Origin of the sequence: Pseudomonas sp. Ps21-P2, assembly GCF_039672565.1 — a bacterium.
In the GTDB taxonomy this organism is placed as follows: domain Bacteria; phylum Pseudomonadota; class Gammaproteobacteria; order Pseudomonadales; family Pseudomonadaceae; genus Aquipseudomonas.
In genome coordinates, this window is record NZ_JBDFPL010000002.1 from 305,786 (window position 1) to 332,670 (window position 26,885).

The window sequence follows — 26,885 nt, forward strand, 5'->3', positions numbered from 1 at the left end:
AGCGTGGGCACGATCATCTATCAGAACGCGCTCGACCAGATGGCATCAATCAAACGTAATCCCCTGCGCCAGCGGCAGTTCGCGGGAGTAGTTCACCGTGGCGGTCTGGCGACGCATGTAGCCCTTCCACGAATCCGAGCCGGACTCGCGACCGCCGCCGGTTTCTTTCTCACCACCAAACGCGCCACCAATCTCTGCACCACTCGGGCCAATGTTGACGTTGGCAATGCCGCAATCGCTGCCCAACGCCGAAATGAACTGCTCGGCCTCGCGCACGTCAGTGGTGAAGATGCATGACGACAAACCTTGGGGCACGTCGTTGTTCAGGCGCACCGCCTCGCTGAATTCTTCGTAGCCCACGACGTACAGAATCGGCGCGAAGGTTTCGCTGCGCACGACATCGCTCTGCTCCGGCATTTCGACGATGGCCGGCGAGACGTAGTAAGCGTTGGGAAATTTATCTTGCAACTGGCGCTTGCCGCCAAACACCTTGCCGCCTTCGCTTAGCGCCTGCTCCAGCGCCTCCTGCATGTTTTCATAGCTTTGCTTGTCGATTAGCGGACCGACCAGATTGCCTTCCAGCGGATGCCCGATACGCACCTTGGCGTACGCCGCTTTCAGGCGCTCGACGAACTCGGCCTTGACCGACGAGTGCGCAATCAGACGACGCAGGGTGGTGCAACGCTGACCCGCCGTACCGACAGCGCTGAACAGCACGGCACGCACGGCCAGGTCCAGATCGGCACTCGGGGTCAGAATCATCGCGTTGTTGCCGCCCAGCTCCAGAATGCTGCGGGCGAAACGTGCGGCGAGTTTCGGCGCCACTTCGCGGCCCATGCGCGTGCTGCCAGTGGCGCTGATCAGCGCGACGCGGGCGTCATCCACCAACGCCTCACCCGCTTCGCGGCCGCCGACGATGCATTGGGTGAGGTACTGCGGAGCGTCCGAGAACTCAGCCGCGACTTTATCGAACAGTGCCTGGCAGGCCAGCGCTGTCAGCGGGGTCTTTTCCGACGGTTTCCAGATCACCGAGTTACCGCAGACCAGCGCCAGTGCGGTGTTCCACGACCAGACCGCAACGGGGAAGTTGAACGCGCTGATGACGCCGACGACGCCCAGCGGGTGCCAGGTTTCACGCATGTGGTGGCCCGGGCGCTCGGAAGCGATGGTCAGGCCGTACATCTGACGCGACAGGCCGACGGCGAAGTCGCAGATGTCGATCATTTCCTGCACTTCACCCAGCCCTTCCTGTGTGATCTTGCCGGCCTCCCACGACACCAGCTCGCCCAGGTCGGCCTTGTGCTTGCGCAGCGCTTCGCCAAACAGGCGGATCAGCTCGCCACGCCGGGGCGCAGGCACTTTGCGCCACGCTTCGAAGGCGTGGTCGGCGCGGGTGATGCGCTGCTCGACTTCGGCGGCGCTTTCCCAGTTCACCGACGCCACCTGACTGCCATCGATAGGCGTGTGAACAGGCTTGTCGCCCTGTTGATAAAGCGCGGCATCGACACCGAGTCGGGTAAGCAGGTCGTTGAGCATGGTTTCTCCTGGAACTGATCGTAAGCGCGAAAGCGGAATGCCAAATATGGGTTATTTCGTCAGCCTCTAGTAATAGCTGGCGGGCGGCACTGCAACAAACGACGATTAAGCGAGATATCATTCCGTTTTTTCATGCTGATGCTTAACGAGCCGAATATGCTGAGCAAACGCCATCTCCCGTCGGTCACCGCGCTGCAATGTTTTGAAGCGGTGACCCGTCACCTGAGTTTTACCCGCGCGGCCGAGGAGCTGAACCTCACCCAGAGCGCGGTCAGCAAGCAGGTCGCCCAGTTGGAAGAATTGGTGCAACACCTGTTGTTTCGAAGGGTTCGGCGGCGCCTGCAATTGACGCCAGCCGGTGCGCTGTACCTGGGCGAAGTGCGCAAAGTGCTCACGCAGATGGAAATGTCGACGCACTTCCTGCGTTCCTACGGCGGCGAAACCGAAGTCCTGCGGGTGTCGACACCCTCGACCTTCGGTGCTCGCTGGCTGGTGCCGCGCCTGAAGGGCTGGCGCATGCGTCATCCGCACATTCATCTGGATCTGGTCAACGAACAGGAAAGCGATGACCTGGCCCAGAGCCGCTGCGACCTGTCGTTCTATTTCGGCGGTGGCGCCCGGCCCGGCGCCGAGAGCGTGAGGCTGTTCAGCGAAGAGCTGATCCCGGTCTGCGCCCCCGGCAGTTTACCGATTGAGCCCTTCACAGATCCTACGCAATTGACCGATCTGGTTCTGCTGCAAAATGCGCATCGTCCACAGGCCTGGCATGACTGGTTCGAGAGTCAGGGCTACCAGACGGAACACAGCTACCACGGGCCGCGTTTCGAAACGATCTACATGTGCATTCGCGCGGCGCAAGTGGGATGCGGCGTCGCGCTGCTGCCCCGGTTTCTGGTCGAAGAAGAACTGGCTGACGGCAAACTGATCATCCCATGGCCCCATGCCCTGCCGAGTCAGGACGCCTATTACCTCGCCTATCCGGAGCACGCGGCCGAAGTGCCGAAGATTCGCGTGTTTGTGGAATGGATGCTCGAACAGCTCAACGAGCCAACGCCGCAGTGAGTTAGGGGGGCCCGCCTGTCGCACTGGATACACGCGGTGTTCGTAGGACCGGCTTCAGCCGGGAAGAGGCCCTTTTGCATACGATCACATCTGCGGCGTGACCACCGACGCCTTCCCGGCTAAAGCCGGTCCCACAATCGCTGAAACATTTCTGCCCCTCTTCCACGACGACTGGCATTATGTCGGCCATCGTCAATAACAAACCGGACGTACCGCCACAGCGCTACCGCAAGGTTGTATGCGACACCCAATTGAATCCCGGGCCGCACCTTGGCGGCCCGCTGCTGGCTGGAGCGACACAATGAGTGAGAGCGCTTTCGCGGACCGCATCGTGCAGAACCTGCTCGATACCGACCTCTATAAGCTGAGCATGATGCAGGCCGTGCTGCACAACTACCCCAACGTCGAAGTCGAGTGGGAGTTTCGCTGCCGCAACGGTGAAGACCTCAGGCCGTATCTGGCCGAGATCCGCCATCAGATCGAGCAGCTCTGCGAACTGTCGCTGAGCATCGAGGAAACCGGTTTCCTCGAACGCATCAACTTCATGAAGCCCGACTTCCTGCGTTTCCTCGGGCTGTTCCGCTTCAACCTGCGCTACGTCCAGACCACCATCGAAAACGACGAACTGTGCATCCGCCTGTCTGGCCCATGGCTGCACGTGATCCTCTTCGAAGTGCCCGTTCTGGCCATCGTCAGCGAAGTCCGCAACCGCCACCGCAACCCGGAAACCCTGCTCAGCCAGGCCCGCGATCAGCTGTACCGCAAGTTCGACTGGCTGACCGCCACCGCCACCGCCGATGAACTGGCGGAATTGAAAGTGGCTGACTTCGGCACGCGCCGACGCTTCTCCTACGCGGTGCAGGAAGACGTGGTTTCAGTGCTGAAAAAGGATTTCCCCGGCCAGTTCGTCGGCACCAGCAACGTGCACCTGGCGCGCAAATTCGACCTCAAACCTCTCGGCACCATGGCCCACGAATGGATCATGGCCCACCAGCAACTCGGCCCGCGCCTGATCGACAGCCAGATCGCCGCGCTTGATTGCTGGGTGCGTGAGTACCGTGGCCTGCTGGGTATTGCGCTGACCGACTGCATCACCACCGATGCCTTCCTCGGTGATTTCGACCTGTTCTTTGCCAAGCTCTTCGACGGCCTGCGCCACGATTCGGGCGATCCTGTGCAGTGGGCCGAAAAATGCATCCGTCATTATCAGAAGCTGGGCATCGAGCCGATGAGCAAGACGCTGGTGTTCTCCGACGGCTTGAATCTGCCCAAGGCGCTGGAAATATTCCGTGCGCTGCGGGGTCGCATCAACGTCAGCTTCGGGATCGGCACCAACCTGACGGCAGACATTCCGGGGATCAAGCCGATGAGCATCGTGCTGAAAATGACCGCCTGCGCCGGCCAGCCCGTGGCAAAGATTTCCGACGAGCCCGGCAAAACCCAGTGCAAGGACCCGGAGTTCGTGTCCTATCTGCGCCACGTATTCAAGGTGCCAGCCTGAGTCGAGCACCGACCGCCGCCCCTTTTCCATGCCATTCCTTTTTTGCTCAAGGAGTCAATCATGCAAGACGTACAGCGCGAGATCGCCCGGCAGCTCAACGTCCAGCCGCCTTTCGCCAATGACGAAGCGCTGCAGGCGGAAGTCAGCCGCCGCGTGCAATTCATCAAGGACTGCCTGAACAACGCCCGCCTGAAAGTGCTGGTGCTCGGCATCAGTGGCGGCGTGGATTCGCTGACAGCGGGTTTGATGGCCCAACGCGCCGTCCGCGAGCTGCGTGAGAGCACCGGCGACAATGCCTACACCTTCATCGCCGTGCGCCTGCCGTACCACATCCAGCACGACGAACATGAAGCCACGGCATCGGTGGATTTCATCAACCCGGACGAGCGCCACACGGTGGACATCGCGCCCTCGGTGAAAGCGCTGGTTGATCAGATCAAAGCCTTCGAAGGCCAGGCCGCCAGTGCCGTGGATTTCGTAAAAGGCAACATCAAGGCCCGGACGCGGATGGTCGCGCAGTACGCCATTGCCGGCGTGAAAGGCGGTCTGGTAATCGGCACCGACCACGCCGCTGAAGCGGTCATGGGCTTCTACACCAAGTTCGGCGACGGCGCCTGCGACCTGGCGCCGCTGAGCGGTCTGGTGAAAAACCAGGTTCGTGCGATCGCCCGCAGCTTCGGCGCGCCGCAAAACCTCGTCGAGAAAGTCCCCACCGCCGACCTCGAAGAACTGGTCCCCGGCAAACCGGACGAAGCGGCCCACGGCATCAGTTACGCAGAGATCGACGCCTTCCTGCACGGTGAGCCGGTGAAGCAGGAAACCGCCGAGATCATTGTCAGCACCTACCGCAAGACCCAGCACAAACGGGATCTGCCGTACGCGCCATAAGGCTCGGTAATGAAGATGCCCGATGGGTTTGGATGAAAATCCATCGGGCAGCATTCAAAAACGGAATGAACCCGTTATTTCTTTTCGCTTGATGGCGCTCGCCATCACGGCTTACATAGCGCTCTGACTTCCCCGCCCAGAGCCGCTATCCATGACTGCTTTCCAAGGCCTCTTCTCCCTCGTTGCGTCCACCGTCGGCCAGCCCGCTGCGGCATGGCTCGAACACCGCGTCGAGGTGCCTCAGGCGCTGAGCGGATTTTCATGGTCTGACGAGGCGGTCCATCGGGTCTGGCTCGCTGAAGCGTTGAACCTGTGCCTGTTCCACAAGCTGGTGGAGGCCGTGCCTGACGGACTTCGCTACGTGGACGAGCAATCCGAGGGCGGCCGCAAGGTGGTGTTCGACCACGGCGCGATCCGCACCGTCGACTGGGCGGACAACGGCGAATTGCCACGCGGGCGTCAGGCCTTCTCGCGCCTGCTGGAGCCGCTGGGTTTCACCGATGTGCGCACCTATCCGCTGACCAAACTGAACATGACCGGCTGGGGCTATCGCCAGATGGACCTGCCGGAAGACATCGCGCAGTTCTTCGTCTCCGAACTGCACCCCGGCCGACTCAGTCAGCCGTTTCAAGAGGCGGTCAGCCGTGTCGTCGGTTCGAGCCGCGACCCGTTGAGCCCGGAAGACCTGAGCATCCTCAATCGCCTGCGCACCACCCGCCATTGCAGCGTTTCCGAAGCCACGCAGCTGCTACCGGCGCTGTATCGCGCGTTTGGCCGCCAACACGGCGTCGTTCGGGAAGATGACTATCGCAAGCTACTCAGCGAGAGCGCGGAAATGGCGTGGATCGCCACCGAAGGCAACAGCTTCAATCACCTGACCGATCGGGTGGTGGATCTGGAAGCGACGGTGGCCGAACAGCATCGGCGCGAGCGGCCGATGAAGGACAGCATCGAGGTGTCAGGTTCGGGAAGGGTCATGCAGACCGCGTACAAGGCCTGCACCGTAAGCCGAGGGCTGTTGAATGCCGAGGGCGTCGCGGTGACGCACAAGGTGCCGGGCTCATTCGTGGAGTTCATTCAGCGCAAGATCGACCCTGACAACGGCAAGATCGATCTCAACTTCGACAGCAGCAACGCCCAGGGCATCTTCAAGATGACCGACTCGAAGCAGGCCCAATGATCACTTCAGCGTGACAGTGCCTTTCATCATGCCGATGTGGCCCGGGAACGAGCAGAAGAAGCCATATGCCTGGGCCGGATCCAGCTTGGATACGTCGAACGTGACCGCATCCGACTCGCCTCCGCCGATGACTTTGGTGTGGGCAATAACGCGCGCGTCACCGTCCTTTAGATAATCCTTGTCGATGCCGACGCTCATGCCGTCAGTGGCGATCTGCGACATGTCATCGAATTTGCTGATGACCAGGTTGTGGCCCATGACCGCCTTCGGCAGGCTGCCCGTATGTTTCAGGTTGACGGTGAACTGCTTGCAGCTCTTGTCGATTTCAATCGCCTTGGTGGTGAACGTCATCTGGTCGGTGGAATCGACTTCGACCGAGCATTCGGCCGCCAGCAGGTGCCCACTGGCCAAAGTCAGAACGGATGCAGCGACAAGCTTGCGAATCATGGTGCGTCTCCAGGTGGGGTAGCCTTTGATTTCGTATACAAAGACAGCCCTGAATTAGAACAATTCAACAACCGTTATTGCCGGTCATCTCGGCACGGCCTCTATCAGGGCCATCGAGACAATCAAACAGTCAGCGCTAAGATGGCTGCATAAGATCGCCCTGTCACCCACCTTCAGGACGATCCCATGCAACTTTCCAGCATTTTCCGCAGCTTGCTCGCCGCTTACGCCTGCGGCGCATCGGGCAATTACGACCGCGCCAGCCAGGATTACGGCGTCTATAAACGCGCGGTTTTCAACGGCTGCGACCTGTAATGGCGGGCGACTGACCGTGATTGATGATCGGGTGAGGAAAAATACCACGCCGGTTTTGCACCATTCTCAGGCAGAATGTGCTGACTTATCGTCTGCCTCGAGGACTGCCCATGGCCAAACCCAACTATTCCTTCGCCAAACGCCAACGTGATCTGGCAAAAGAGCAAAAGAAAGAGGAAAAAGCACAGCGCAAGCAGGCCGAGAAGGCTGAAGCAGAGGCTGGAGAAGGTGCAGTCCTAGACGGCGAAAACGCCGAAGGCGCCACCGAAGCTGAGCACTCTACCGATGCTGAAGGCTCCACCGAAGTAAAAGGCTCCGCCGAAGAAAAGCCTGCTGAGTGATCATCTGATTCAGCGCAATGGGATGGATGAACGCGAAAACCTGTAGGAGTGAGCTTGCTCACGATGGGATTTTCGCCATGATCCATCCATTGGCTGACACCCCGATATCGCAAGCGCGCTCACAGCCCCGTCGATACCAACGCCCGCCTAACCCGTAATTGGCATCACCGTCACCCGCACTTCCGGATCGTGGCTCCCGCCTCCCAGAATCACCCCCCGCAATGGCGACACGTCAGAAAAATCCCTCCCCCACGCCAGACTGATGTGCTCAAGCGCAGGCTGAACGTTGTTGGTCGGATCGAAATCCACCCACCCCAACACCGGACAGAACACCGACACCCACGCGTGGGAAGCGTCGGCGCCGATCAGCCGTGGCTGGCCGGGCGGTGGCTGGGTCAGCAGATAGCCGCTGACATACCGCGCCGCCAGACCGCGCGAGCGCACGCAGGCCAGCATCAAGTGAGCGAAGTCCTGACAGACACCCCGTCGGGTTTCCAGCACTTCCACCAACGGCGTGGCCACCTGAGTCGCCTCGCCATCGAACGTGAACTCTTCGAATATCTTCTCCATCAGCGCCTGCGCACACAGCAGCATCGGCCGTCCGGCGGGAAAGCAACTGGCGGAAAACTCGACGAAGGTCTGCTTCAGATGCACGTAGGGCGATTCGAAGCGATAGCGGCAGGCGTCAAGGATATCCGGCGCCATCCTCGAGGCGCTGTAGGTCAGTCGATGCTGCGCCTCGTCCCATGGAGCGGACCCATTGAAATCCAGCTGCGGTCGTTCCAGCACTTCAATGCGCAGGCGCGCGTTGACCTGCAGCTCATCATGGGGACGTTCGAATGCCAGCCGCGTCAGCGGATTGCCGAACACGTCCAGCTCATCACGGCGGGTGGTCGGGGTCGGGCTGATGACCAAATGCTGCTCAAGGCAGCGCTGCCAGGGACTGCGCCGTGGCCACAGATGGGCGAGCTGCTGGGCCAGGGAGACCGGGCTGTCGTATTTGTAGTGGGTGTCGTGGAGGACTTGATACTGGGCGCTGTTCATCAGACCGACACCGTACGCTGGCTGACATCATCGACGTGGGCGAAATGACGCAGCGCGAGCCGGTCCGAAACGTGGCCGCTGGTCTCGCCGATGGTTTGTAGCAGATCCGCCAGCCCATCCAGTGCTGCCTTGATGCTGCTCTCACCGAACAACCCTTCTTCAAGGCAACCCAGATCGAACACCGCCAGCCGCTGAATCAGCGTCGCGAGACTGTTGTCTTGAGGCACACCGAAATCCTCGTTCATGCGCTTCACCGAGCGCGCCACCAGCTTGAGCTGAAACAACACCGCGTGGGGGTTCTGGTCGTCCAGCACCAGCAGGTCGAGCACCGGGATCAACTGCGGCAGGGCCAGATAGCGCGAGCGGTAGGTGATCCCGCTGTTGCCCAGCTCCAGCAGCCCGTCCAGGGCGTCCTGGTGAAACACCGCGTCGCTGCGCAGGAACGCCGCCAGCGTCGTACAGAGAAACTGCAAGCGCTCGATGCGCCGCCCTATCATCAGAAAGCGCCAGCCCTCGTCGCGGGTCATGTCATCCAGGGCAAAACCGGACAGCGCCGCCAGCGACATCACCAGCCGGTTGAGAAAATCCAGCAACTCACCGAAATCAGGGCTCTCGGTCTCCAGGCTCAGGGCTTCACGCTGCAATTCCACCAGCGCCTGCCAGTTCTCGCGGGACAACTTGCCGCGCACCTGGGACGCAGCCCATTGCAGGCGCTGCAAATTGGAGCGCAGGCTGAACGGCCAGTCATCACCCAACAGCGCTTCGAGCAGACGCTCATGCAGCTCGCTCGGCTCATCTTCGTCCTGGAGCGGCAGCAGATGAAGTCGCTCGGCCAGCTCGACCGCTGCTTGCAAAGCGACTGGATCATCGCCGTCGACATAGCGCGTCAGCATGATCCGCAGCAGGCGCGCGCTGTTGTCGCATCGCTCGCAATAACGGCCGAACCAGAACAGGTTTTCCACGACCCGCGACGGCAGGTACGGATCGCGGCGGATCAAGTCGTGCACGCCCAGCGAGTGACGGTTTTTCCACGGTTCACTACCCAGGGGTCGCTCGCCAAGAATCCAGGTGTCCTTGCTTGCGCCGCCGCGCTGCATCGACACCACGTCAGCGTCGGCATCGGCCGCCACGCGGGTCAAGCCGCCCGGCAGGACGCGATAGCCATCGGCCGTTGCCACCGCGTACACGCGCATGCCGATAGCGCGGGGCTGCAGCTGACTGTCCTCGCCCTGCCAGACTGGCGCGTGGGACAACTGCGCCAATTCCTGCGCGACGTAGGCATAAGGCCGGGCTTGCATACGCGCGGCCAGGGCCTGGCGGTCATCGTCGCTGAGATCGCGGCCGAAGACCGGGGCGAAACTCTGGGACGGGAACGCAGGCTTGATAAGCAGCTCCGGCATCTTCTCCAGCGCCTGGGCCAGCACCGGCGGCTCGCCGCACCACCAGGTGGCGATCGACGGCAGCAGCAGCTCTTCGCCAAACAGATGCTCGTTGATCTTCGGGAGAAACCCGAGCAGCCCCGGTGATTCCAGCACGCCGCTGCCCAGGGCATTGGCGACCAGCACGCGGCCCTGTCGCACCGCTTGAAGCAGGCCCGGCACGCCCAGCGCGGAATCCGTGCGCAGTTCGAGTGGGTCGCAAAAATCGTCGTCCAGACGGCGCATGATCGCGTGAACACGACGCAACCCGCTGAGGGTTTTCAGGTACACCGTCGCGTCGCGCACGGTCAGGTCGCTGCCTTCCACCAGTGGATAACCCAACTGACCGGCCAGATACAGATGCTCGAAATAGCTCTCGTTGAAACGCCCAGGTGTTAGCAGTACCACCAGCGGGGCTTCGTGGCTGGTGGGTGCCTGGCGCGCGAGGGTTTCCTGCAGCGACCGGAAGAAATTCGAGAGGTGCTGGACTTGCAGATCCCGGTACAACTCGGGAAACGCCCGCGACACGATCAGCCGGTTTTCCAGCGCGTAACCGGCACCCGACGGCGCCTGAGTCCGGTCGGCGGTGACCCACCAGCGACCGTCGGGCGTGCGCGCCAGGTCAACCGCGTACACATGCAGAAAAGTGCCTTCAGGCGGCTTTACGCCTTGGCATGGCCAGAGAAAGTTGTTGTGGCCGAACACCAGCTCCGCCGGCAGCAGACCTTCGGCGATCAGTTCCTGCGGGCCGTAGAGATCAGCCAGCACGGCATTGAGCAAACGCGCGCGCTGGGCGATACCGGCCGCCAGTGGCTGCCACTCTTCCAGTGGAATCACGTGGGGCAGCATGTCCAGTTCCCAGGGACGATCGGCGCCCTTGGGGTCGGCATAGACGTTATAGGTGACGCCGTTTTCCTGAATCTGCCTGGCGAGCAGCGCCTGACGCTGGATGAGCTGCGCAGGTGTGCTGCGCTGGAGATGCTCGTACAGCCGCTGCCAATGGGGCCGAACGGCGCCGCTGGCATCCAGCATCTCGTGGTAGGTACCCGGGGTGAGCGGATAGTGGTCAAGCAGGTCAGGCATGGAAGGCTCGGCAGACAACAAAAGGACTCGAATCAACTGCGCTCAGAGTAGCGCAGACAACATGACGCGCAGGGCGCTTTCCATTTTTAGACGTGCGGCACGGCGACCTGACCCACGTCAGGCCGCCGGCGCGATTACCGATGCAGGCGCAAATCCAGGGTCATCGGCAGTTCATCGTTGAGGGTTAGCGTGGGGACGTCCAGTTTGCCGGGACTGTGTCCGACCCGGAAGAACCGCGCCAGACGTCGGCTTTCCGCTTCGTTGGCGTTCACCGGCAGGGTTTCGTAATTGCGCCCGCCAGGGTGGGCGACATGATACTCGCAGCCCCCCAGCGAACGCTGCATCCAGGTGTCGAGAATGTCGAAAACCAGCGGCGCATGCACCGGGATCGTCGGCTGCAAGGCATTGGTCGGCTGCCAGGCGCGATAACGCACCCCCGCGACGAACTCGCCTACGCGCCCGGTCGGTCGCAGCGGCACCGGCACACCGTTGCAGGTGAGCATGTAACGCTGCGGCGGCAGGCCGGTGACCTTCAGCTGCAAGCGCTCAAGGGATGAGTCCACATAACGAACCGCGCCACCCGCTGCACCCTCCTCGCCCAGCACGTGCCAAGGCTCCAGGGCCTGGCGCAGCTCCAGCTCGATACCGCTGACGGTGTAATCGCCGACCTTCGGAAAGCGAAACTCCAGATGCGCCGCGAACCACTCCGCGCGCACGGGATAACCGGCGCTGTTGAGCTCGGCGATGACGTCGGCGAAATCCTGCTCAATGAAATGCGGCAGCATGAAGCGGTCGTGCAGCTCGGTACCCCAGCGCGCCAGTTTCGCCGGTGCATAGGGTTCGCGCCAGAAACGCGCGACCAGTGCCCGCAGCAACAGCTGCTGCGCCAGACTCATGCGTGCGTGGGGCGGCATCTCGAATGCGCGCAATTCCAGCAGGCCCAAGCGGCCAGTAGCGCCGTCGGGCGAGTACAGCTTGTCGATGCAGAATTCCGCGCGGTGGGTGTTGCCGGTCACGTCGATCAGCAGATTGCGCAGCAGCCGGTCCACCAGCCACGGCGCGCATTCTTCGCCCGGCGCGGGCATTTGCGAGAAGGCGATTTCCAACTCGTATAACGAGTCGTTGCGCGCTTCGTCGACCCGCGGCGCCTGGGAGGTCGGGCCGATGAACAATCCGGAGAACAAGTAGGACAACGACGGGTGGTTATGCCAGTAACTCAACAGGCTGCGCAGCAGATCCGGTCGGCGCAGGAAGGGCGAGTCGCCCGGCGTCGCGCCACCGAGGACAAAATGGTTGCCGCCGCCGGTGCCGGTGTGGCGCCCGTCGATCATGAATTTCTCGGTGGTCAGCCGGGTCAGGCGCGCCTGTTCGTAGAGAAACTCGGTGCGTTCGACCAGCTCATCCCAGGTGGACGACGGCTGCACGTTCACTTCGATCACGCCCGGATCCGGGGTAATGCGGAAGTTCGCCAGACGCGGATCGCTCGGCGGCTCATACCCTTCCAGCAACACCGGGCAGCGCATGTCCTCGGCCGTCGCTTCGATGGCGGCGACCAGTTCCAGATAGGCCTCAAGGGATTGCAGCGGCGGCATGAACAGATACAACCGCCCGCCCCGCGCCTCGGCACTCAAGGCGGTGCGGGTCAGCCAATCGGCGGACTCGTCGATCTCGGGTTCGCGCTCGACGCCCGGGTCGCTCTGCTCTGCCAAGCCGTCCAGTCGCGACTGAACCTCGTCGCGGTCGGGCAACTCGGCAAATGTCTGATTGTGGTCGGTCGGGTGGATGTAGGGATACTCGGCAGACTTGACCCAAGGCTGGGAAGCCAGTGGCAGGCGATAGCCCAGCGCGGAGTCCCCCGGCACCAGACGGCAATGCTCGTCGCGCAGGTACCAGCGACCGCTCTGCCAATGATCGTCGGCGGCGGTTCGCGCCAGCGGCAGCACGTGGCCGATGATGGTGTCCAGCCCTTGGGAAAACACTTTGCGCAGGCGCTCGCGTTCAAGGGGGTCCTCAAGACGCGACGCTTCGGCGCTGACGTTTTTGGGCAGCGCGCCCTCACGCCACAGGTAATAGAAACGGTCTTCGTAGGCCGGGAAAACGTAGCGCGCCGGCAGCTTCAGCCGCTCGGCCACGCTACGCAGGAAACTGCCCGCCATCTCGCTGTCGGCGCCATAGTCACGGGTTTCGTCAGCGACCAGCGCGTTGTTGCGCCACACCGGCTGCCCGTCCCGGCGCCAGAAACAGTTCAGCGACCAGCGCGGCAATTGCTCACCGGGGTACCACTTGCCCTGACCAAAATGAACGATGCCCTGGGGCGCGTAATGATCTCGCATGCGCTGGTACAGGTCGGCCGAGAGCAGACGCTTCTTCGGCCCCAGTGCGGCGGTGTTCCATTCATCCCCGTCACGGTCGTCGATGGACACAAAGGTCGGCTCGCCGCCCATGGTCAGGCGCACGTCGTGTGCCATCAGGTCGTTATCAATCTGCCGGCCCAGCGCCTGAATGTCCTGCCACTGCTCTTCGGTGTAGGGCTTAGTGACGCGGGGCGCCTCCCAGATACGCTGCACCGACATCTCGTGGGTGAACTCGGTGTTGCAGGGCTCGACCATGCCACTGATCGGCGCCGCCGAAGACGGCTCGGGGCTGCACGCCAGCGGAATGTGACCCTCACCGGCAAACAAGCCGGACGTAGCGTCAAGGCCCACCCAGCCAGCGCCGGGCAGATACACCTCGCACCAGGCGTGCAGATCCGTGAAATCAACGTCGGTGCCGGACGGTCCATCCAGCGCCTTCACATCGGCTTTGAGCTGAATCAAATACCCGGACACAAACCGCGCAGCCAAACCCAGATGTCGCAGTAACTGCACCAGCAACCAGGCGGAGTCGCGGCAGGAACCGGAAGCGTTTTCCAGGGTGTATTCGGGCGTCTGAATGCCCGGCTCCATACGAATCAGGTAACCGATGTCATTGGCCAGACGCTGGTTGAGGCCGACCAGAAAGTCGATCGCCGGAATCGGCGTGCGGTCGATGCTGTCCAGATACGCCTGGAATCTTGGGGTCAGCGGCAGCTTTTCCAGATAGGGCTGCAGCTCGTGATGCTCTTCGCGGGCGTAAGTGAACGGGATCTTCTCGGCGTAGGGCTCAAGGAAGAAATCGAAGGGGTTGAACACCGCCATTTCGGCGACCAGATCCACCTCGATGCGCAACTCGTCAGTCTTTTCCGGGAACACCAACCGCGCCAGGTAATTACCCTGCGGATCCTGCTGCCAGTTGATGAAATGGTTTTTAGGAAGGACTTTCAGCGAATACGACAACACGCGCGTGCGGCTGTGGGCCGCCGGGCGCAAGCGGACAATCTGCGGACCCAGCTCAACCGCGCGTTCGTAGCGGTAATGCGTGACATGGTGCAAGGCAATGTGAATCGACACGGCGTGCCTCCTGCGAGCCTGGACGGTAACGGAGCTGCGCAAGACTTATGCCACCCCGGCAAATCAGGCGCCTCCGGCGTGGAGGTAGCTTGTTCAGCCAAGCACAGCACCAAAATCGCGCCCGCTTCAACGAATGGTGCAAGGGTCGCACGGAAATGAGGCGGGTGGGGTTATTTGCACCGGAATGCAAAACGCCAGCTCGAAAGCTGGCGTTTTGTTGGAGCGAAGAAGCGTTGGCGCGAGGGCGTTAGCGTGGAAAGACCGGCTGACGCGTTGGCTTCTTGCCTTTGCCGGGTTTGGCCGCATCCGAGCGATCCTTGGCTGCCTGCTTGTTACGAGCAGCCGCCGCGGCCTTGGCCTCTTCGCGCTTGTCCCAAGGTTTGCTGCCGTCGCTGCCGCGTTGTGGCAAGCCGGTGTGCTGCGTCAGGATCTTGGTGGTCCTGGCAACCTTGTGGCTACCGGCCGGCGTCGAGTTCTTGCGGCGCGCGCTCTGATAGGTGTCGGTTTCCGGCTGGTGCAGCGGAATCAGCTGATGCTTGCCCGGCCCGATCAAATCGGCACGGCCCATACGCTCCAGCGCTTCACGCAGCATCGGCCAGCCCTTCGGATCGTGGTAGCGCAGGAACGCCTTGTGCAAACGGCGCTGCTCTTCGCTCTTGACGATGGTGACCGAGTCGCTCTTGTACGTGACCTTGCGCAGCGGGTTCTTGCCGGAGTGGTACATGGCCGTCGCACTGGCCATCGGCGACGGATAGAACGCCTGCACCTGATCCGCACGGAAGCCATTGCCCTTGAGCCACAGCGCGAGGTTCATCATGTCCTCGTCGGTCGTGCCCGGGTGGGCCGCGATGAAGTAAGGAATCAGGTACTGCTCTTTGCCCGCTTCCTTGGAGTACTTCTCGAACATGCGCTTGAACTTGTCATAGCTGCCAATGCCCGGCTTCATCATCTGGTTGAGCGGACCTTCTTCGGTGTGCTCAGGCGCAATCTTCAGGTAACCGCCGACGTGGTGGGTGACCAGCTCCTTGACGTACTCGGGCGATTCGACAGCCAGGTCGTAACGCAGACCGGAGGCGATCAGAATCTTCTTCACGCCGGGCAGTTCACGGGCGCTGCGGTACAGCTGAATCAATGCCGAGTGATCGGTGTTCAAGTTCGGGCAGATGCCAGGGAACACGCACGACGGCTTGCGGCACGCGGATTCGATTTCCGGGCTCTTGCAGGCGATGCGATACATGTTCGCCGTCGGACCGCCGAGGTCGGAAATCACGCCGGTGAAGCCGGGGACCTTGTCACGGATCTCTTCGATTTCGCGAATGATCGAATCGTGGGAACGGTTCTGGATGATCCGGCCTTCGTGCTCGGTGATCGAGCAGAACGTACAGCCGCCGAAGCAGCCGCGCATGATGTTCACCGAGAAACGGATCATGTCGTAGGCCGGGATCTTCTCCTTGCCGTACACCGGGTGCGGGATGCGCGCATAAGGCATGCCGAACACGTAGTCCATTTCTTCGGTGGTCATCGGAATGGGCGGCGGATTGAACCAGACGTCGACTTCGCCGTGCTTCTGGACCAGCGCGCGGGCGTTGCCCGGGTTGGTTTCCAGGTGCAATACGCGGTTGGCGTGGGCATAGAGCACCGCGTCGCCGCGGACTTTCTCCATCGACGGCAGCCGGATGACCGTCTTGTCGCGGGTCATGCGCGGGCTCGCCAGAATCTGCACGACCTTCGCTTCATTCGGATCCTCGACGTCACCCTTTTCCTGCTCGATGGCGCAGGCCTGGGTGTCTTGAGTGTTCACGTACGGGTTGATGATCTTGTCGATCTTGCCTGGACGGTCGATACGCGTGGAGTCGACTTCGTACCAGCCTTCCGGCGTATCACGACGAATGAATGCCGTGCCGCGCACGTCAGTGATGCTTTCGATCGTTTCGCCATAGGACAGGCGGGTGGCCACTTCGACAATGGCGCGCTCGGCGTTGCCGTACAACAGGATGTCGGCGCACGCGTCGATCAGGATCGAGTTGCGAACCTTGTCCTGCCAGTAGTCGTAGTGAGCGATGCGGCGCAGCGATGCTTCGATGCCACCCAGAACGATCGGCACGTTCTTGTAGGCTTCCTTGCAACGCTGGCTGTAGACAAGACTCGCACGGTCCGGACGCTTGCCCGCCATACCGCCCGGCGTGTACGCATCGTCGGAGCGAATCTTTTTGTCGGCGGTGTAACGGTTGATCATCGAATCCATGTTGCCGGCCGCGACGCCGAAGAACAGGTTCGGCTCGCCGAGCTTCATGAAGTCGTCTTTTGACTTCCAGTCAGGCTGCGCAATGATCCCGACGCGGAAGCCCTGGGACTCCAGCAGCCGGCCGATGATTGCCATGCCAAACGACGGGTGATCGACGTAGGCATCACCCGTGACAATGATGATGTCGCAGGAATCCCAGCCAAGCTGATCCATTTCTTCCCGGCTCATGGGCAGGAAAGGCGCTGGTCCGAAACATTCGGCCCAGTACTTCGGATAGTCAAATAACGGCTTGGCTGCTTGCATATCGATGACCAGTGTTCGTGTCTGGGGGCGATTTTCGCTTGGAAATTCGCGGGCGCGGAGAATAGCACAAATTTTGATCAAATCCGACGGCACAGGTCGGATTAGTGGTTAGCCCTGAACCGGCTACCTACTCATCATCATCAAAGTTGTAACTACCCGGCGCGAGGTTTTCGAAGCGGGTGTACTTGCCGATGAACGCAAGCCGAATGAACCCGATCGGGCCGTTCCGCTGCTTGCCGATGATGATTTCAGCGATGCCCTTGTGTTCGGTCTCGGGGTGATACACCTCATCCCGGTACACGAACATGATGACGTCGGCGTCCTGCTCGATCGCTCCGGATTCCCGCAAGTCGGAGTTCACCGGGCGCTTGTTGGGACGTTGCTCGAGGGAGCGGTTCAGCTGGGACAGCGCGACCACCGGGCAATTGAATTCCTTGGCGAGCGCTTTGAGGGAACGGGAGATCTCGGAAATCTCGTTCGTCCGGTTATCCCCGCTCGAGCCCGGGATCTGCATCAGCTGCAGGTAGTCGATCATGATCAGGCCGATGTCGCCGTGCTCGCGGACAAGACGCCGCGTACGCGCACGCATCTCCGACGGGCTGATGCCGGCCGTGTCGTCGATGAACAGCTTGCGATCGTTGAGCAGGTTGACCGCCGACGTCAGGCGCGGCCAGTCATCGTCATCCAGCTGACCGGAACGCACCTTGGTCTGGTCGATACGGCCCAGCGACGAAAGCATACGCATGATCAGCGATTCGCCTGGCATCTCCAGCGAGTAGACCAAAACCACCTTGTCGCTGCGGAGCACCGCGTTTTCCACAAGGTTCATCGCGAAGGTGGTCTTACCCATCGACGGACGGCCTGCAACGATGATCAGGTCAGACTGCTGCAAACCGCTGGTCTTTTCATCCAGGTCGGCGTAGCCCGTGGAAAGGCCAGTGATGCCGTCGCCGATATTGAACAGCGTATCGATGCGGTCAATCGCACGGGTCAGCAGGTCGTTGACGCTGACCGGGCCGCCCGTTTTGGGCCGCGCTTCGGCAATTTGAAAGATCTGCCGTTCGGCCTCGTCGAGAATCTCTTCAGCGGTGCGCCCTTCCGGGTTGAACGCACTGTCGGCAATCTCGGTGCTGATGCCGATCAACTGGCGCAGCGTTGCGCGCTGACGAACGATCTGGGCATAGGCCTTGATGTTCGCGACGGACGGAATGTTCTTCGCCAGTTCCGACAGGTAACCCAGGCCACCGACCTGGGAGGTCTGGCCTTCCTTGTCGAGCTGCTCGGCCAGGGTGACGACGTCGATCGGCTGGTTCTGATCGGCCAGCTTGGCGATGGCGCGGAATATCAGACGGTGGTCATGACGATAGAAATCGCCATCCGACACCTGATCAAGCACGCGCTCCCAGGCGTTGTTGTCCAGCATCAAACCACCGAGCACGGCCTGTTCGGCCTCGATGGAATGCGGCGGCACCTTCAGGGCAGCGGTTTGCAGATCATATTGCTCGGGAGCGGAGATGTCGTTCATGGCCACACGGAAATCAGGGGGTTGAATCAGGATACTCAGAAATGACAAAGGGCACGACCTGCGAACAGGAACGTGCCCAATGCTAACCGACCGAGGAGCGAGTCGTCAGTCGGTCAGACTTCTGCACCGAAGCGCAGAAACCATACTGCTTAAGCAGCTACAACAACAACGCGAACGGTAGCTTCAACATCGCTGTGCAGGTGCACGGCTACGTCGTATTCGCCAACGTTACGGATGGTGCCGTTCGGCAGACGAACTTCAGCTTTAGCCACTTCAACGCCAGAGGCGGTCAGTGCGTCAGCGATGTCGTGAGTACCGATCGAACCGAACAGCTTGCCTTCGTCACCAGCGGTGGCAGTGATGGTCACTTCCAGCTCAGCCAGTTGAGCAGCACGAGTTTCAGCAGAAGCTTTCTTCTCGGCGGCAGCTTTTTCCAGCTCTGCACGACGCTCTTCAAACGCGGCCACGTTGGCAGCGGTTGCAGCGGTTGCTTTGCCGAAAGGCAGCAGGAAGTTACGACCGTAGCCAGCCTTAACGTTTACTTTATCGCCCAGGTTGCCCAGGTTGGCGACTTTTTCCAGCAGGATGAGTTCCATTTGGTAAAACCTCTTAACTTTAACCTTCACCGTTCGCAGAACCGTTATCGGCATCTTTCGACGCCAGACGGCCGCGAAAATCAATCAGGCTGTCGACAATGGCAATCACCACCAGCAACGGATAGATCAGCTGCATGAACAGCAACAGCGTGACGTACAACCCCACCAGCCAGAACCGTGTCAGGCGCTTTGCAGCCACCAGACCGTGAATCAGGGCCAGGCCCGCGAACATGAGCGGTACGCTGCACAACGGTGTCAGCATCGCCAGTTGAGGACCGAAGTTCGGCCCCACCAACATGCACACCAGCAGCACCAGCATCGGTGCCCGCGGGAGTTTCAGGCTGCGAAATTCGCGCCCGAAACCGCCCGGGTTATACAACAACGCCTGCCAGTACCGCCCAAGGATCAGGCATACCACGCTGACGATCTGCAACAACGCTGCAATCAGGCCGTTGAGGACGGGTGTAATCAGTGCCCCCAGACGCGCTCGCTCTTCTACCGACATCTGCTGGTAGACATCACCGAAGACGTGGGGCAAGAGCTTTTGCAGCTCTCCCGCCATGGCCTCGATGGGCTCGCGAAACACCGCGCCCAGAACCACTGCATACAACAATCCAACCGCTACGCTGACCAGCAGCACGCGGACCCAGGACTCGCTGGCACGCAACACGGCGGCCAACCCCCAAGAACCCAGCAACACCATCAGGGTGCGGGGTTCACCGAAATACCACCAGACCAAAGCCGGCAGCAGAGCCCAGGCGAGTACGCCTAAGGCGTCACTCATTCCGCGTCGCAGGAGCACAAGGCAACCTGCGGCAGCACTCAACCAGAACAACAGCGGCAATGCCGCACATCCAACCACTACGAGAGTGGCCTGCATGCGGCCGCGCATGATGAATTCAGCCATGGCACGCATGCGATCTATCCCTTACTGCGTTTGTCGACTACCTGGTCTCAGCGGCCGTGGCTGTCGGTGTAGGCCAACAGGGCCAGGAAGCGGGCGCGCTTGATAGCGGTAGCCAGCTGACGCTGATAACGAGCTTTGGTACCAGTAATGCGGCTAGGAACGATCTTGCCGGTTTCAGATACGTAGGCTTTCAGGGTGTTGAGATCTTTGTAATCGATCTCCTTCACATTTTCAGCTGTGAAGCGGCAGAATTTACGACGACGGAAGAAACGTGCCATGTAATGGGCTCCTCAAAAGGTCCGTGGATTACTCGTCAGCGTTATCGCTGTTGTCGCTGTCATCACCATCGGCGCCATCGGCGTCGGAGTGCTCAGGACGGTCGCGACGCTCACGGCGCTCACTGCGGTTTTCTTCAGCCTTGAGCATTTCGGACTGGCCAGTAACAGCTTCGTCGCGACGGATGACAAGGTTACGGATCACGGCATCGTTGTAACGGAAGTTGTCTTCCAGCTCGGCCAGAGCCTTGCCAGTGCACTCAACGTTCAGCATCACGTAGTGAGCCTTGTGAACATTGTTGATTGCGTAGGCCAGTTGACGACGGCCCCAATCTTCCAGACGGTGGATCTTGCCGCCGTCTTCTTCGATCAGCTTGGTGTAACGCTCTACCATGCCGCCGACTTGCTCGCTCTGGTCCGGGTGAACCAGAAAGATGATTTCGTAATGACGCATGAATGCTCCTTACGGGTTGTAGCCTGCCGCCAAAGCGGTCAGACAAGGAGTGAATAACACTGGTTTATCTTGCACAGGAACAGGCACATGAGCACCTGCCATGACAGCAAGGGACGCGATTGTAGAGAAGGGGTTGGAGGGGCGCAAGGAGATTGGTGAATATTTGAACAATGGCTTTGAGCTACAAGCTACAAGCTACAAGCCGGAGCGTGACTGGCTCGAGCTTGAGGCTTGCAGCTTGCAGCTCGCTACTGACAACTACTTCATGGCAGCCGCGCGCTGGCGCAGGGCTTCGAACAGGCAGACGCCTGTCGCGACCGAAACGTTGAGGCTGCTGACGCTGCCCGCCATCGGCAGACGTACCAGATAATCGCAATGCTCGCGGGTCAGGCGGCGCATGCCTTTGCCTTCAGCCCCCATGATCAGGATGGTCGGGCCAGTCAGGTCCTGCTGATACAACTCCTGTTCGGCCTCACCTGCGGTACCGACAACCCACAGGCCGCGCTGCTGAAGTTTTTCCAGCGTGCGCGCCAGGTTGGTCACGGCCACGAGAGGAATAACCTCGGCCGCGCCGCACGCCACTTTTCGCACGGTCGGCGTCAAAGTCGCGGACTTGTCTTTCGGCACGATCACCGCCAGCGCACCGGCCGCATCGGCAGTCCGCAGGCAGGCGCCCAGGTTATGCGGATCGGTGACGCCATCCAGGACCAGGATCAGCGGAGGACCTTCGGTGCGGTCGAGCAGCTCGTCGAGCATCGCCTCGCCCCAGACCTGGCTCGGACTCACATCCGCCACCACGCCCTGGTGAACGCCCTCAACCCAGGCATCCATCTCGCGGCGCTCGGCCTGCCCCACCGACACGCGGTTCTGCGCAGCGAGCTCGATGAGCACCTGAACCCGCGGATCGCTGCGCCCTTCAGCCAGCCAGATCTGCTTGACCCGCTTCGGGTGATGACGCAACAGCGCCTCTACGGCATGAACACCGTAGATTTTTTCCAGCTGACTCATGACTTTGCCTTAGGTTTGCGAACGCTGCCACTGCTTGCAGAAGAAGCCGAGCCCGATTTCGACGAACCCTTGCGGTGCTTGCTGGACTTACCGGAGGCGCCAGCGGAATCACTCGTCGACTTTCCCGACGATGCCTTGCTACCACCCTTGGCTTCAGTCAGCAGCGCTTTTTTCATTTCACGGCTTTTGCGCACTTCAGCGTTCTTGGCAGCCGCATCACTTGGCCGATAAGCCTCGGCAACAGGCTCTTTCGCGGTCCGGCGACCGGACTTGGAAGCAGACGAGGACTGCTTGGAATCCTTGCCCTTCTCTGCAGCGGCAGGCTCTGACGTCCGACCTTTGCGGCCGATCGGCGCGCTGGTGGTTTTCTCGGACATTTCGAAGTCGATCTTGCGCTCGTCAAGATCAACACGCATGACACGCACTTCAACGGTGTCGCCCAGGCGGAAGCTGCGGCCTGTGCGCTCGCCGGCCAGACGATGGTGGACCGGATCGAAGTGGTAGTAATCACCCGGCAATGCGGTGACATGAACCAGGCCTTCGACATAGATATCGGTCAGCTCGACGAACAGACCAAAGCCGGTGACAGCCGTGATCACGCCCGGGAACGACTCGCCAACGCGGTCTTTCATGAACTCGCATTTCAGCCAGTTCGTGACGTCGCGGGTGGCCTCATCGGCACGGCGTTCGCTCATCGAGCACTGCTCGCCCAACTGCTCGAGCATTGCTTCATCGTACGGGTAGATGCGCGCTTTCGGAATGACGGGAGCACCGGCACGACGAACGTGCGGCGTTTCCTGCTTGGAGCGGATCACGCTGCGGATCGCCCGGTGAGTCAGCAAGTCCGGGTAGCGACGAATCGGCGAGGTGAAGTGGGTATACGCTTCGTAATTCAGGCCGAAGTGGCCATGGTTATCAGAGCTGTACACCGCCTGACTCAACGAGCGCAGCATGACAGTCTGGATCAGGTGGTAATCCGGACGGTCCTTGATGGTTTCGAGCAGCGCCTGATAATCCTTCGGCGTCGGGCCGTCTTTGCCCTTGTGCAGGGAAAGACCCAGCTCGCCGAGGAAGGCACGCAGCTTTTCCAGACGCTCGGGCGGCGGACCGTCGTGGACGCGATACAGCGCAGGGATCTCGTGTTTCTTGAGAAACGCTGCAGTCGCTACGTTGGCCGCAAGCATGCACTCTTCAATCAGCTTGTGCGCATCGTTGCGAGTGGTCGGGCGGATCTCGGCGATTTTGCGCTCGGTCCCGAAAATGATCCGGGTTTCCTGGGTTTCAAAATCGATGGCACCGCGAACGTGCCGGGCGCCCAGCAGCACTTTGTACAGCGCATAAAGCTGCTTCAGGTGCGGCACGACGTCGCCATATTGCTCGCGCAGCTGCTTGGCTTCGGCGGCTTTTGGATGCTCCAGCATCGAGCTGACCTTGTTGTAGGTCAGACGCGCATGGGAGTGGATCACGGCTTCGTAGAAAACGTAGTCAGTCATCTCGCCGGTTTTGGAGATGGTCATCTCGCAAACCATTGCCAGACGATCAACCAGCGGATTCAGCGAGCACAGGCCGTTGGACAGCTGCTCAGGGAGCATCGGGATCACGCGCTCGGGGAAGTACACCGAGTTGCCGCGCACCTGAGACTCAGCGTCGAGTGCCGAGCCAAGCTTCACATAGCTCGATACGTCGGCGATCGCCACGTAGAGCTTCCAGCCGCCGGAGAACAGGCGCAGCTTGCCGGGCTTGGCTTCGCAGAAAACGGCATCGTCGAAGTCGCGAGCATCTTCACCGTCGATGGTCACGAACGGAAGGTGACGCAGATCGACGCGGTTTTCCTTGTCCTTCTCTTCCACTTCTGGCTTGAGCTTGGCGGCTTCTCTCAGCACAGCCTCAGGCCAGACGTGAGGGATGTCGTAGGTACGCAGCGCGACATCGATCTCCATGCCGGGCGCCATGTAATTGCCCACCACCTCAACCACGTCACCTTGGGGCTGGAAGCGCGGTGTCGGCCAGTGGGTGATTTTCACCTCGACGAACTGACCGATCTTGGCGCCGTTGTTACGGCCTGGGGTGATCAGCACTTCTTGCTGGATTTTTGGGTTGTCCGGCTGGACGAAACCGATGCCGCTTTCTTCGAAGTAGCGACCCACCACGGTTTCGTGTGCACGGGAAATGACTTCGACGATCACGCCTTCCCGGCGACCGCGACGGTCCAGACCCGAGACGCGCGCCAGTGCACGGTCGCCGTCGAACACCAGACGCATTTGCGCAGGGCTCATGAACAGGTCGTCGGAGCCGTCATCCGGCACCAGGAAGCCGAAACCGTCACGGTGACCGCTGATGCGGCCCAGGATGAGGTCCAGCTTGTCGACCGGTGCGTACGTGCCGCGGCGGGTGTAAATCAGTTGCGCATCGCGCTCCATGGCGCGGAGCCGACGCCGCAAGGCCTCGATCTGATCTTCAGTCGTGAGGCCAAACTCTTCCACCAACTGCTCACGGGCGGCGGGCGAACCGCGCTCGGAAAGGTGCGCCAGAATCAGCTCACGGCTAGGGATGGGGTTTTCGTATTTTTCCGCTTCACGAGCGGCCTCGGGATCGAGGGACTGCCAATCGGCCATTAGAATGAGTTCACCTTATCTGGATGTAATTAGTTTGGCATATACCAGATTGAAACGCGAAGACAGCATTTGCTGGGACTTTTCGCTATTTCAAATTATTTTTGCACGGGGGCTTTACAGCCTTCAATCTCCTCCGTAAGATGCGCCCCACAACGACGGCACTGCCAAGTTGTAGTTGAAATCAAACGAAATATCGAATGAAATCAACGAACTGCCCAGATGGTGAAATTGGTAGACACGCCAGCTTCAGGTGCTGGTGACCGCAAGGTCGTGGAAGTTCGAGTCTTCTTCTGGGCACCAATTCAACGAAACCGAGCTTAGGCTCGGTTTTGTGCATTTTGCGGTTTGAAAAGTCAAGCCTGGCAAAACTGCCCTCAGCGTAGATCACTTCTCCCTGCCCTGTCCCACTCGGCAAATGAATCGCTCAACCGCCTCCCGAAGAAATTCAAAAATTCAGTTGCACTCCCACGAAAAATCTAATTAAATCAGCGCCATGCCCAGATGGTGAAATTGGTAGACACGCCAGCTTCAGGTGCTGGTGACCGCAAGGTCGTGGAAGTTCGAGTCTTCTTCTGGGCACCAAACAAACAAAACCGAGCCAAGTGCTCGGTTTTGTGCTTTCTGGGGGGCTGCAATACCCCCGTCCGTACAGGCGACTACGCCCGGAACTGCCCAAGACTCGCCTTGAGCTGAGCAGCAAGCCTGTCCAGCGTCTTGCCGCTGGCGGTTGTTTCCACCACGGCCTGCGCAGCCTTCTCGGCTTGAGCGTGAATGACTTCTACGCGCCCGCGTACTGCTTGCGCGCCTTGAGCCTGATGCTCTGCCGCACGAGTCGCTAAGCCAATCGCCGCATGAACCTGCTCAACAGACAACTGCACCGACTGCTGTAGCCGCGCGCTGTCCTTCAATACCGCCAAGCCTTCTTTGGCCTGACGCCCGGCCAGACCAATCGTTGCCACCGCTTCGCGTGCCCCGGACTGCAGCTTGGCGATGTGTTCCTGAATATCGCCCGTTGAGCTTTGCGTCTTGCTCGCCAACGCGCGCACTTCATCGGCGACAACGGCGAAACCTCGACCGGTCTCGCCCGCACGCGCTGCCTCAATGGCCGCGTTGAGGGCAAGCAGGTTGGTTTGCTCGGCGATGCCATGGATCACTTCCAGCACCACTTCAATCTGCTGGCTTTGCTGCGCCAGCCGCTCGATGACCTGGGAGCCGGTCTCCACCTGCCCGGCCAGCGCCTCAATCAGGCTGCCCACCTGATTGGAGGTGCGTGTGTTTTCATCGGTCGCCTGACGGATGTCCACCACCTGCCGCAATGCTGCCTGCATCGCCTGGCTCTCGGCCTGCGCCTCGTCAGCCATCTGCGCCAGCGCTTGAAGGCTGGCAGCCACTTCATCACGCTGCAACTCGGCGGCAGCGCCGGCGCCCGCATTGCGTTTGCTCATGGCGCCGATCTCAACCCCCGTCTGTTGCGCCACATCGCCCGCCTCTCGAACGATCGGCTGCAATTTGTCGACGAAGCGGTTCACCGCCGCAGCCATATCGCCTATCTCATCGTTGCTGTTGAGTTTGACGCGCTTGGTCAGATCGCCTTCGCCTGCTGCCAGATCATCCAGCGCACGATTGAGCAGCTGCAAGCGCAACACGACGCGGCGCCCCAGCACGATGGCCAACACCACCAGCACACCGAGTCCCACCAGAGACAGCCCGACGCCGATTCTCCAGCGCAACGTGGACGCAGCCTCCTGTACAGCGGAACTGGTATTGGCTGCCATCGCAGTGGCCGACGATTGCGCCGTTTGCAGACGCGAGCGCAATGCGGCAGAACTCTCGGCCGCAGCGCCGCCCAGACTTTCCGAAACCAGTTGATCACCGCTGCCGATCAACGCAACGAAGCGTTTGTCCAGCGCCGCCAGATTCTCTTCCACCGACGTGGTCGATACGCCCATGCGTACTTTGCCGATTTCTACGCCGTTGGGGCTGATCGACGCCTCGACGTAATAAACCGAAGGATCCTTCTGCGCCGCATTCAGGACCTTGTCCATGGCACGCTCGCCCTCGCCTTTCGCCAGCAGGGCCTTGATCGATTCGTTCTCGCGGTTCAGATAACGCGTCAGGTGCTCACCTTGAGCATCGTCGTAGACCACAAAAAGCACGTTCGGATTGCGTTGCGCACGGCGCGCGAACTCCGACAGCGTCGGCGTATCGCCATCCCACATTGCCCGTGGCGCGACAGCAGCCAGCAGCTCGGCCATGTCCGTCGCTGAATCCCGCAGGTCTTTCTCCAGCGTCGCACGCAGTTGCTTCTGTTCATCTTTCAGACGCGTCGACAGGCCCGCGCTCAGGCGCTGACGTGTATTTTGCGAAAGACTGTCCAGACTGGACGTTACGTCGCGGCTTGCCTGTTCCAGTTCGCCGGTCAAGTGTTGCGAATCTACACTCAGCCGCGCCGCCAGTTCAGCCTCGAGCGCAGTAACGGTGCTCCGAGTGAGGGCGACGGCAACCAGCACCTGCACCACAAGGGCAATACCAAGAGCAATGAATACGGGCCGCAGCAAGCGGCTGCGTAGAAGAGAAGTAACAGCCGACACAGGAAATCCCCCACAACACACGCCATTAAAATGATGGCATCGCGTAACACGTGGAATCACAGCAAGGGTCGTGCCGCAGTGGCGGGTTTGATTGAGGTGCAAGCCAACGGGTAAAACAAAGGG

The 26,885-nt window shown here is 60.8% G+C and carries 20 protein-coding genes and 2 tRNA genes; 8 read left to right on the plus strand and 14 right to left on the minus strand.

Annotated elements, in window-relative coordinates; genetic code table 11:
- Positions 1-45 precede the first annotated feature (45 nt).
- The gene (locus ABEH28_RS05300; protein ID WP_346629323.1) at positions 46-1,536 is read right to left on the minus strand and encodes an aldehyde dehydrogenase family protein; all 1,491 of its coding nucleotides are present in this window, start codon (positions 1,534-1,536) and stop codon (positions 46-48) included.
- A 156-nt stretch (positions 1,537-1,692) separates the two neighbouring features.
- Here ABEH28_RS05300 and ABEH28_RS05305 point away from each other — a divergent pair, with 156 nt between their 5' ends.
- The 4 genes from ABEH28_RS05305 to ABEH28_RS05320 all read left to right on the plus strand — a co-directional run bounded on the left by ABEH28_RS05305 (position 1,693) and on the right by ABEH28_RS05320 (position 6,167).
- Complete coding sequence (locus ABEH28_RS05305) at positions 1,693-2,598, plus strand: LysR substrate-binding domain-containing protein (RefSeq protein WP_282367779.1); 906 nt, start codon at positions 1,693-1,695, stop codon at positions 2,596-2,598.
- A gap of 301 nt (positions 2,599-2,899) precedes the next feature.
- Positions 2,900-4,099 (plus strand): nicotinate phosphoribosyltransferase, encoded by a 1,200-nt coding sequence (gene pncB / locus ABEH28_RS05310; RefSeq protein WP_192171079.1) that lies wholly within the window; start codon positions 2,900-2,902, stop codon positions 4,097-4,099.
- A gap of 60 nt (positions 4,100-4,159) precedes the next feature.
- On the plus strand, positions 4,160-4,987 hold the full coding sequence (gene nadE, locus ABEH28_RS05315) for an ammonia-dependent NAD(+) synthetase (protein WP_192171080.1): 828 nt from the start codon (positions 4,160-4,162) through the stop codon (positions 4,985-4,987).
- A 151-nt stretch (positions 4,988-5,138) separates the two neighbouring features.
- Entirely contained in the window at positions 5,139-6,167 is a 1,029-nt protein-coding gene (locus ABEH28_RS05320; protein ID WP_346629324.1) for a DUF1338 domain-containing protein, read from the plus strand.
- On the opposite strand, the gene azu is transcribed toward ABEH28_RS05320, so the two are convergent.
- Positions 6,168-6,614 (minus strand): azurin, encoded by a 447-nt coding sequence (gene azu, locus ABEH28_RS05325; RefSeq protein WP_346629325.1) that lies wholly within the window; start codon positions 6,612-6,614, stop codon positions 6,168-6,170. It abuts the gene before it with no gap.
- 186 nt (positions 6,615-6,800) lie between these two features.
- On the opposite strand from azu, the gene ABEH28_RS05330 reads away from it, so the two are divergent.
- Positions 6,801-6,929, plus strand: coding sequence for a hypothetical protein (locus tag ABEH28_RS05330; protein WP_346629326.1), 129 nt, complete (start codon positions 6,801-6,803; stop codon positions 6,927-6,929).
- Positions 6,930-7,039: 110 nt separating this feature from the next.
- Positions 7,040-7,270: a hypothetical protein gene (locus ABEH28_RS05335; protein WP_346626834.1), complete on the plus strand. Its 231-nt coding sequence runs from the start codon at positions 7,040-7,042 to the stop codon at positions 7,268-7,270.
- 147 nt (positions 7,271-7,417) lie between these two features.
- Here the strand turns inward: ABEH28_RS05335 and ABEH28_RS05340 are convergent, their stop codons facing one another.
- The 11 genes from ABEH28_RS05340 to rnr all read right to left on the minus strand — a co-directional run bounded on the left by ABEH28_RS05340 (position 7,418) and on the right by rnr (position 24,171).
- Complete coding sequence (locus tag ABEH28_RS05340) at positions 7,418-8,314, minus strand: transglutaminase family protein (RefSeq protein WP_192171084.1); 897 nt, start codon at positions 8,312-8,314, stop codon at positions 7,418-7,420.
- Positions 8,314-10,815, minus strand: coding sequence for a circularly permuted type 2 ATP-grasp protein (locus ABEH28_RS05345; protein WP_346629327.1), 2,502 nt, complete (start codon positions 10,813-10,815; stop codon positions 8,314-8,316). Before ABEH28_RS05345 ends, ABEH28_RS05340 begins: the two co-directional genes overlap by 1 nt.
- 134 nt (positions 10,816-10,949) lie before the next feature.
- The gene (locus ABEH28_RS05350; RefSeq protein WP_346629328.1) at positions 10,950-14,243 is read right to left on the minus strand and encodes a transglutaminase family protein; all 3,294 of its coding nucleotides are present in this window, start codon (positions 14,241-14,243) and stop codon (positions 10,950-10,952) included.
- A gap of 247 nt (positions 14,244-14,490) precedes the next feature.
- Positions 14,491-16,791 carry a YgiQ family radical SAM protein gene (locus tag ABEH28_RS05355; RefSeq protein WP_346629329.1) on the minus strand — a complete coding sequence of 767 codons (2,301 nt, stop codon included), beginning with the start codon at positions 16,789-16,791 and terminating at the stop codon, positions 14,491-14,493.
- Between the two features lie 127 nt (positions 16,792-16,918).
- Positions 16,919-18,316, minus strand: coding sequence for a replicative DNA helicase (gene dnaB, locus ABEH28_RS05360; protein ID WP_065987793.1), 1,398 nt, complete (start codon positions 18,314-18,316; stop codon positions 16,919-16,921).
- Positions 18,317-18,465: 149 nt separating this feature from the next.
- Positions 18,466-18,912 carry a 50S ribosomal protein L9 gene (gene rplI, locus ABEH28_RS05365; RefSeq protein WP_065987794.1) on the minus strand — a complete coding sequence of 149 codons (447 nt, stop codon included), beginning with the start codon at positions 18,910-18,912 and terminating at the stop codon, positions 18,466-18,468.
- A 19-nt stretch (positions 18,913-18,931) separates the two neighbouring features.
- Positions 18,932-19,828, minus strand: coding sequence for a hypothetical protein (locus ABEH28_RS05370; RefSeq protein ID WP_346629330.1), 897 nt, complete (start codon positions 19,826-19,828; stop codon positions 18,932-18,934).
- Between the two features lie 38 nt (positions 19,829-19,866).
- Positions 19,867-20,097 (minus strand): 30S ribosomal protein S18, encoded by a 231-nt coding sequence (gene rpsR, locus ABEH28_RS05375; RefSeq protein WP_037015707.1) that lies wholly within the window; start codon positions 20,095-20,097, stop codon positions 19,867-19,869.
- Positions 20,098-20,125: 28 nt separating this feature from the next.
- Positions 20,126-20,548 (minus strand): 30S ribosomal protein S6, encoded by a 423-nt coding sequence (gene rpsF, locus ABEH28_RS05380; protein ID WP_065987796.1) that lies wholly within the window; start codon positions 20,546-20,548, stop codon positions 20,126-20,128.
- 258 nt (positions 20,549-20,806) lie between these two features.
- Positions 20,807-21,556, minus strand: coding sequence for a 23S rRNA (guanosine(2251)-2'-O)-methyltransferase RlmB (gene rlmB, locus ABEH28_RS05385; RefSeq protein WP_346629331.1), 750 nt, complete (start codon positions 21,554-21,556; stop codon positions 20,807-20,809).
- Positions 21,553-24,171 carry a ribonuclease R gene (rnr, locus tag ABEH28_RS05390; protein ID WP_346629332.1) on the minus strand — a complete coding sequence of 873 codons (2,619 nt, stop codon included), beginning with the start codon at positions 24,169-24,171 and terminating at the stop codon, positions 21,553-21,555. The genes rlmB and rnr overlap by 4 nt, the downstream gene beginning before the upstream one ends.
- Positions 24,172-24,384: 213 nt before the next feature.
- Between rnr and ABEH28_RS05395 the strand changes: the two genes are divergently transcribed.
- Together ABEH28_RS05395 and ABEH28_RS05400 are read left to right on the plus strand one after the other, a co-directional pair.
- Positions 24,385-24,471, plus strand: a tRNA-Leu gene (locus tag ABEH28_RS05395).
- Positions 24,472-24,666: 195 nt separating this feature from the next.
- Positions 24,667-24,753: transfer RNA gene (locus ABEH28_RS05400), tRNA-Leu, on the plus strand.
- A gap of 74 nt (positions 24,754-24,827) precedes the next feature.
- Here ABEH28_RS05400 and ABEH28_RS05405 read toward each other — a convergent pair.
- Positions 24,828-26,762: a methyl-accepting chemotaxis protein gene (locus ABEH28_RS05405; RefSeq protein WP_346629333.1), complete on the minus strand. Its 1,935-nt coding sequence runs from the start codon at positions 26,760-26,762 to the stop codon at positions 24,828-24,830.
- Between the last annotated feature and the right edge of the window lie 123 nt (positions 26,763-26,885).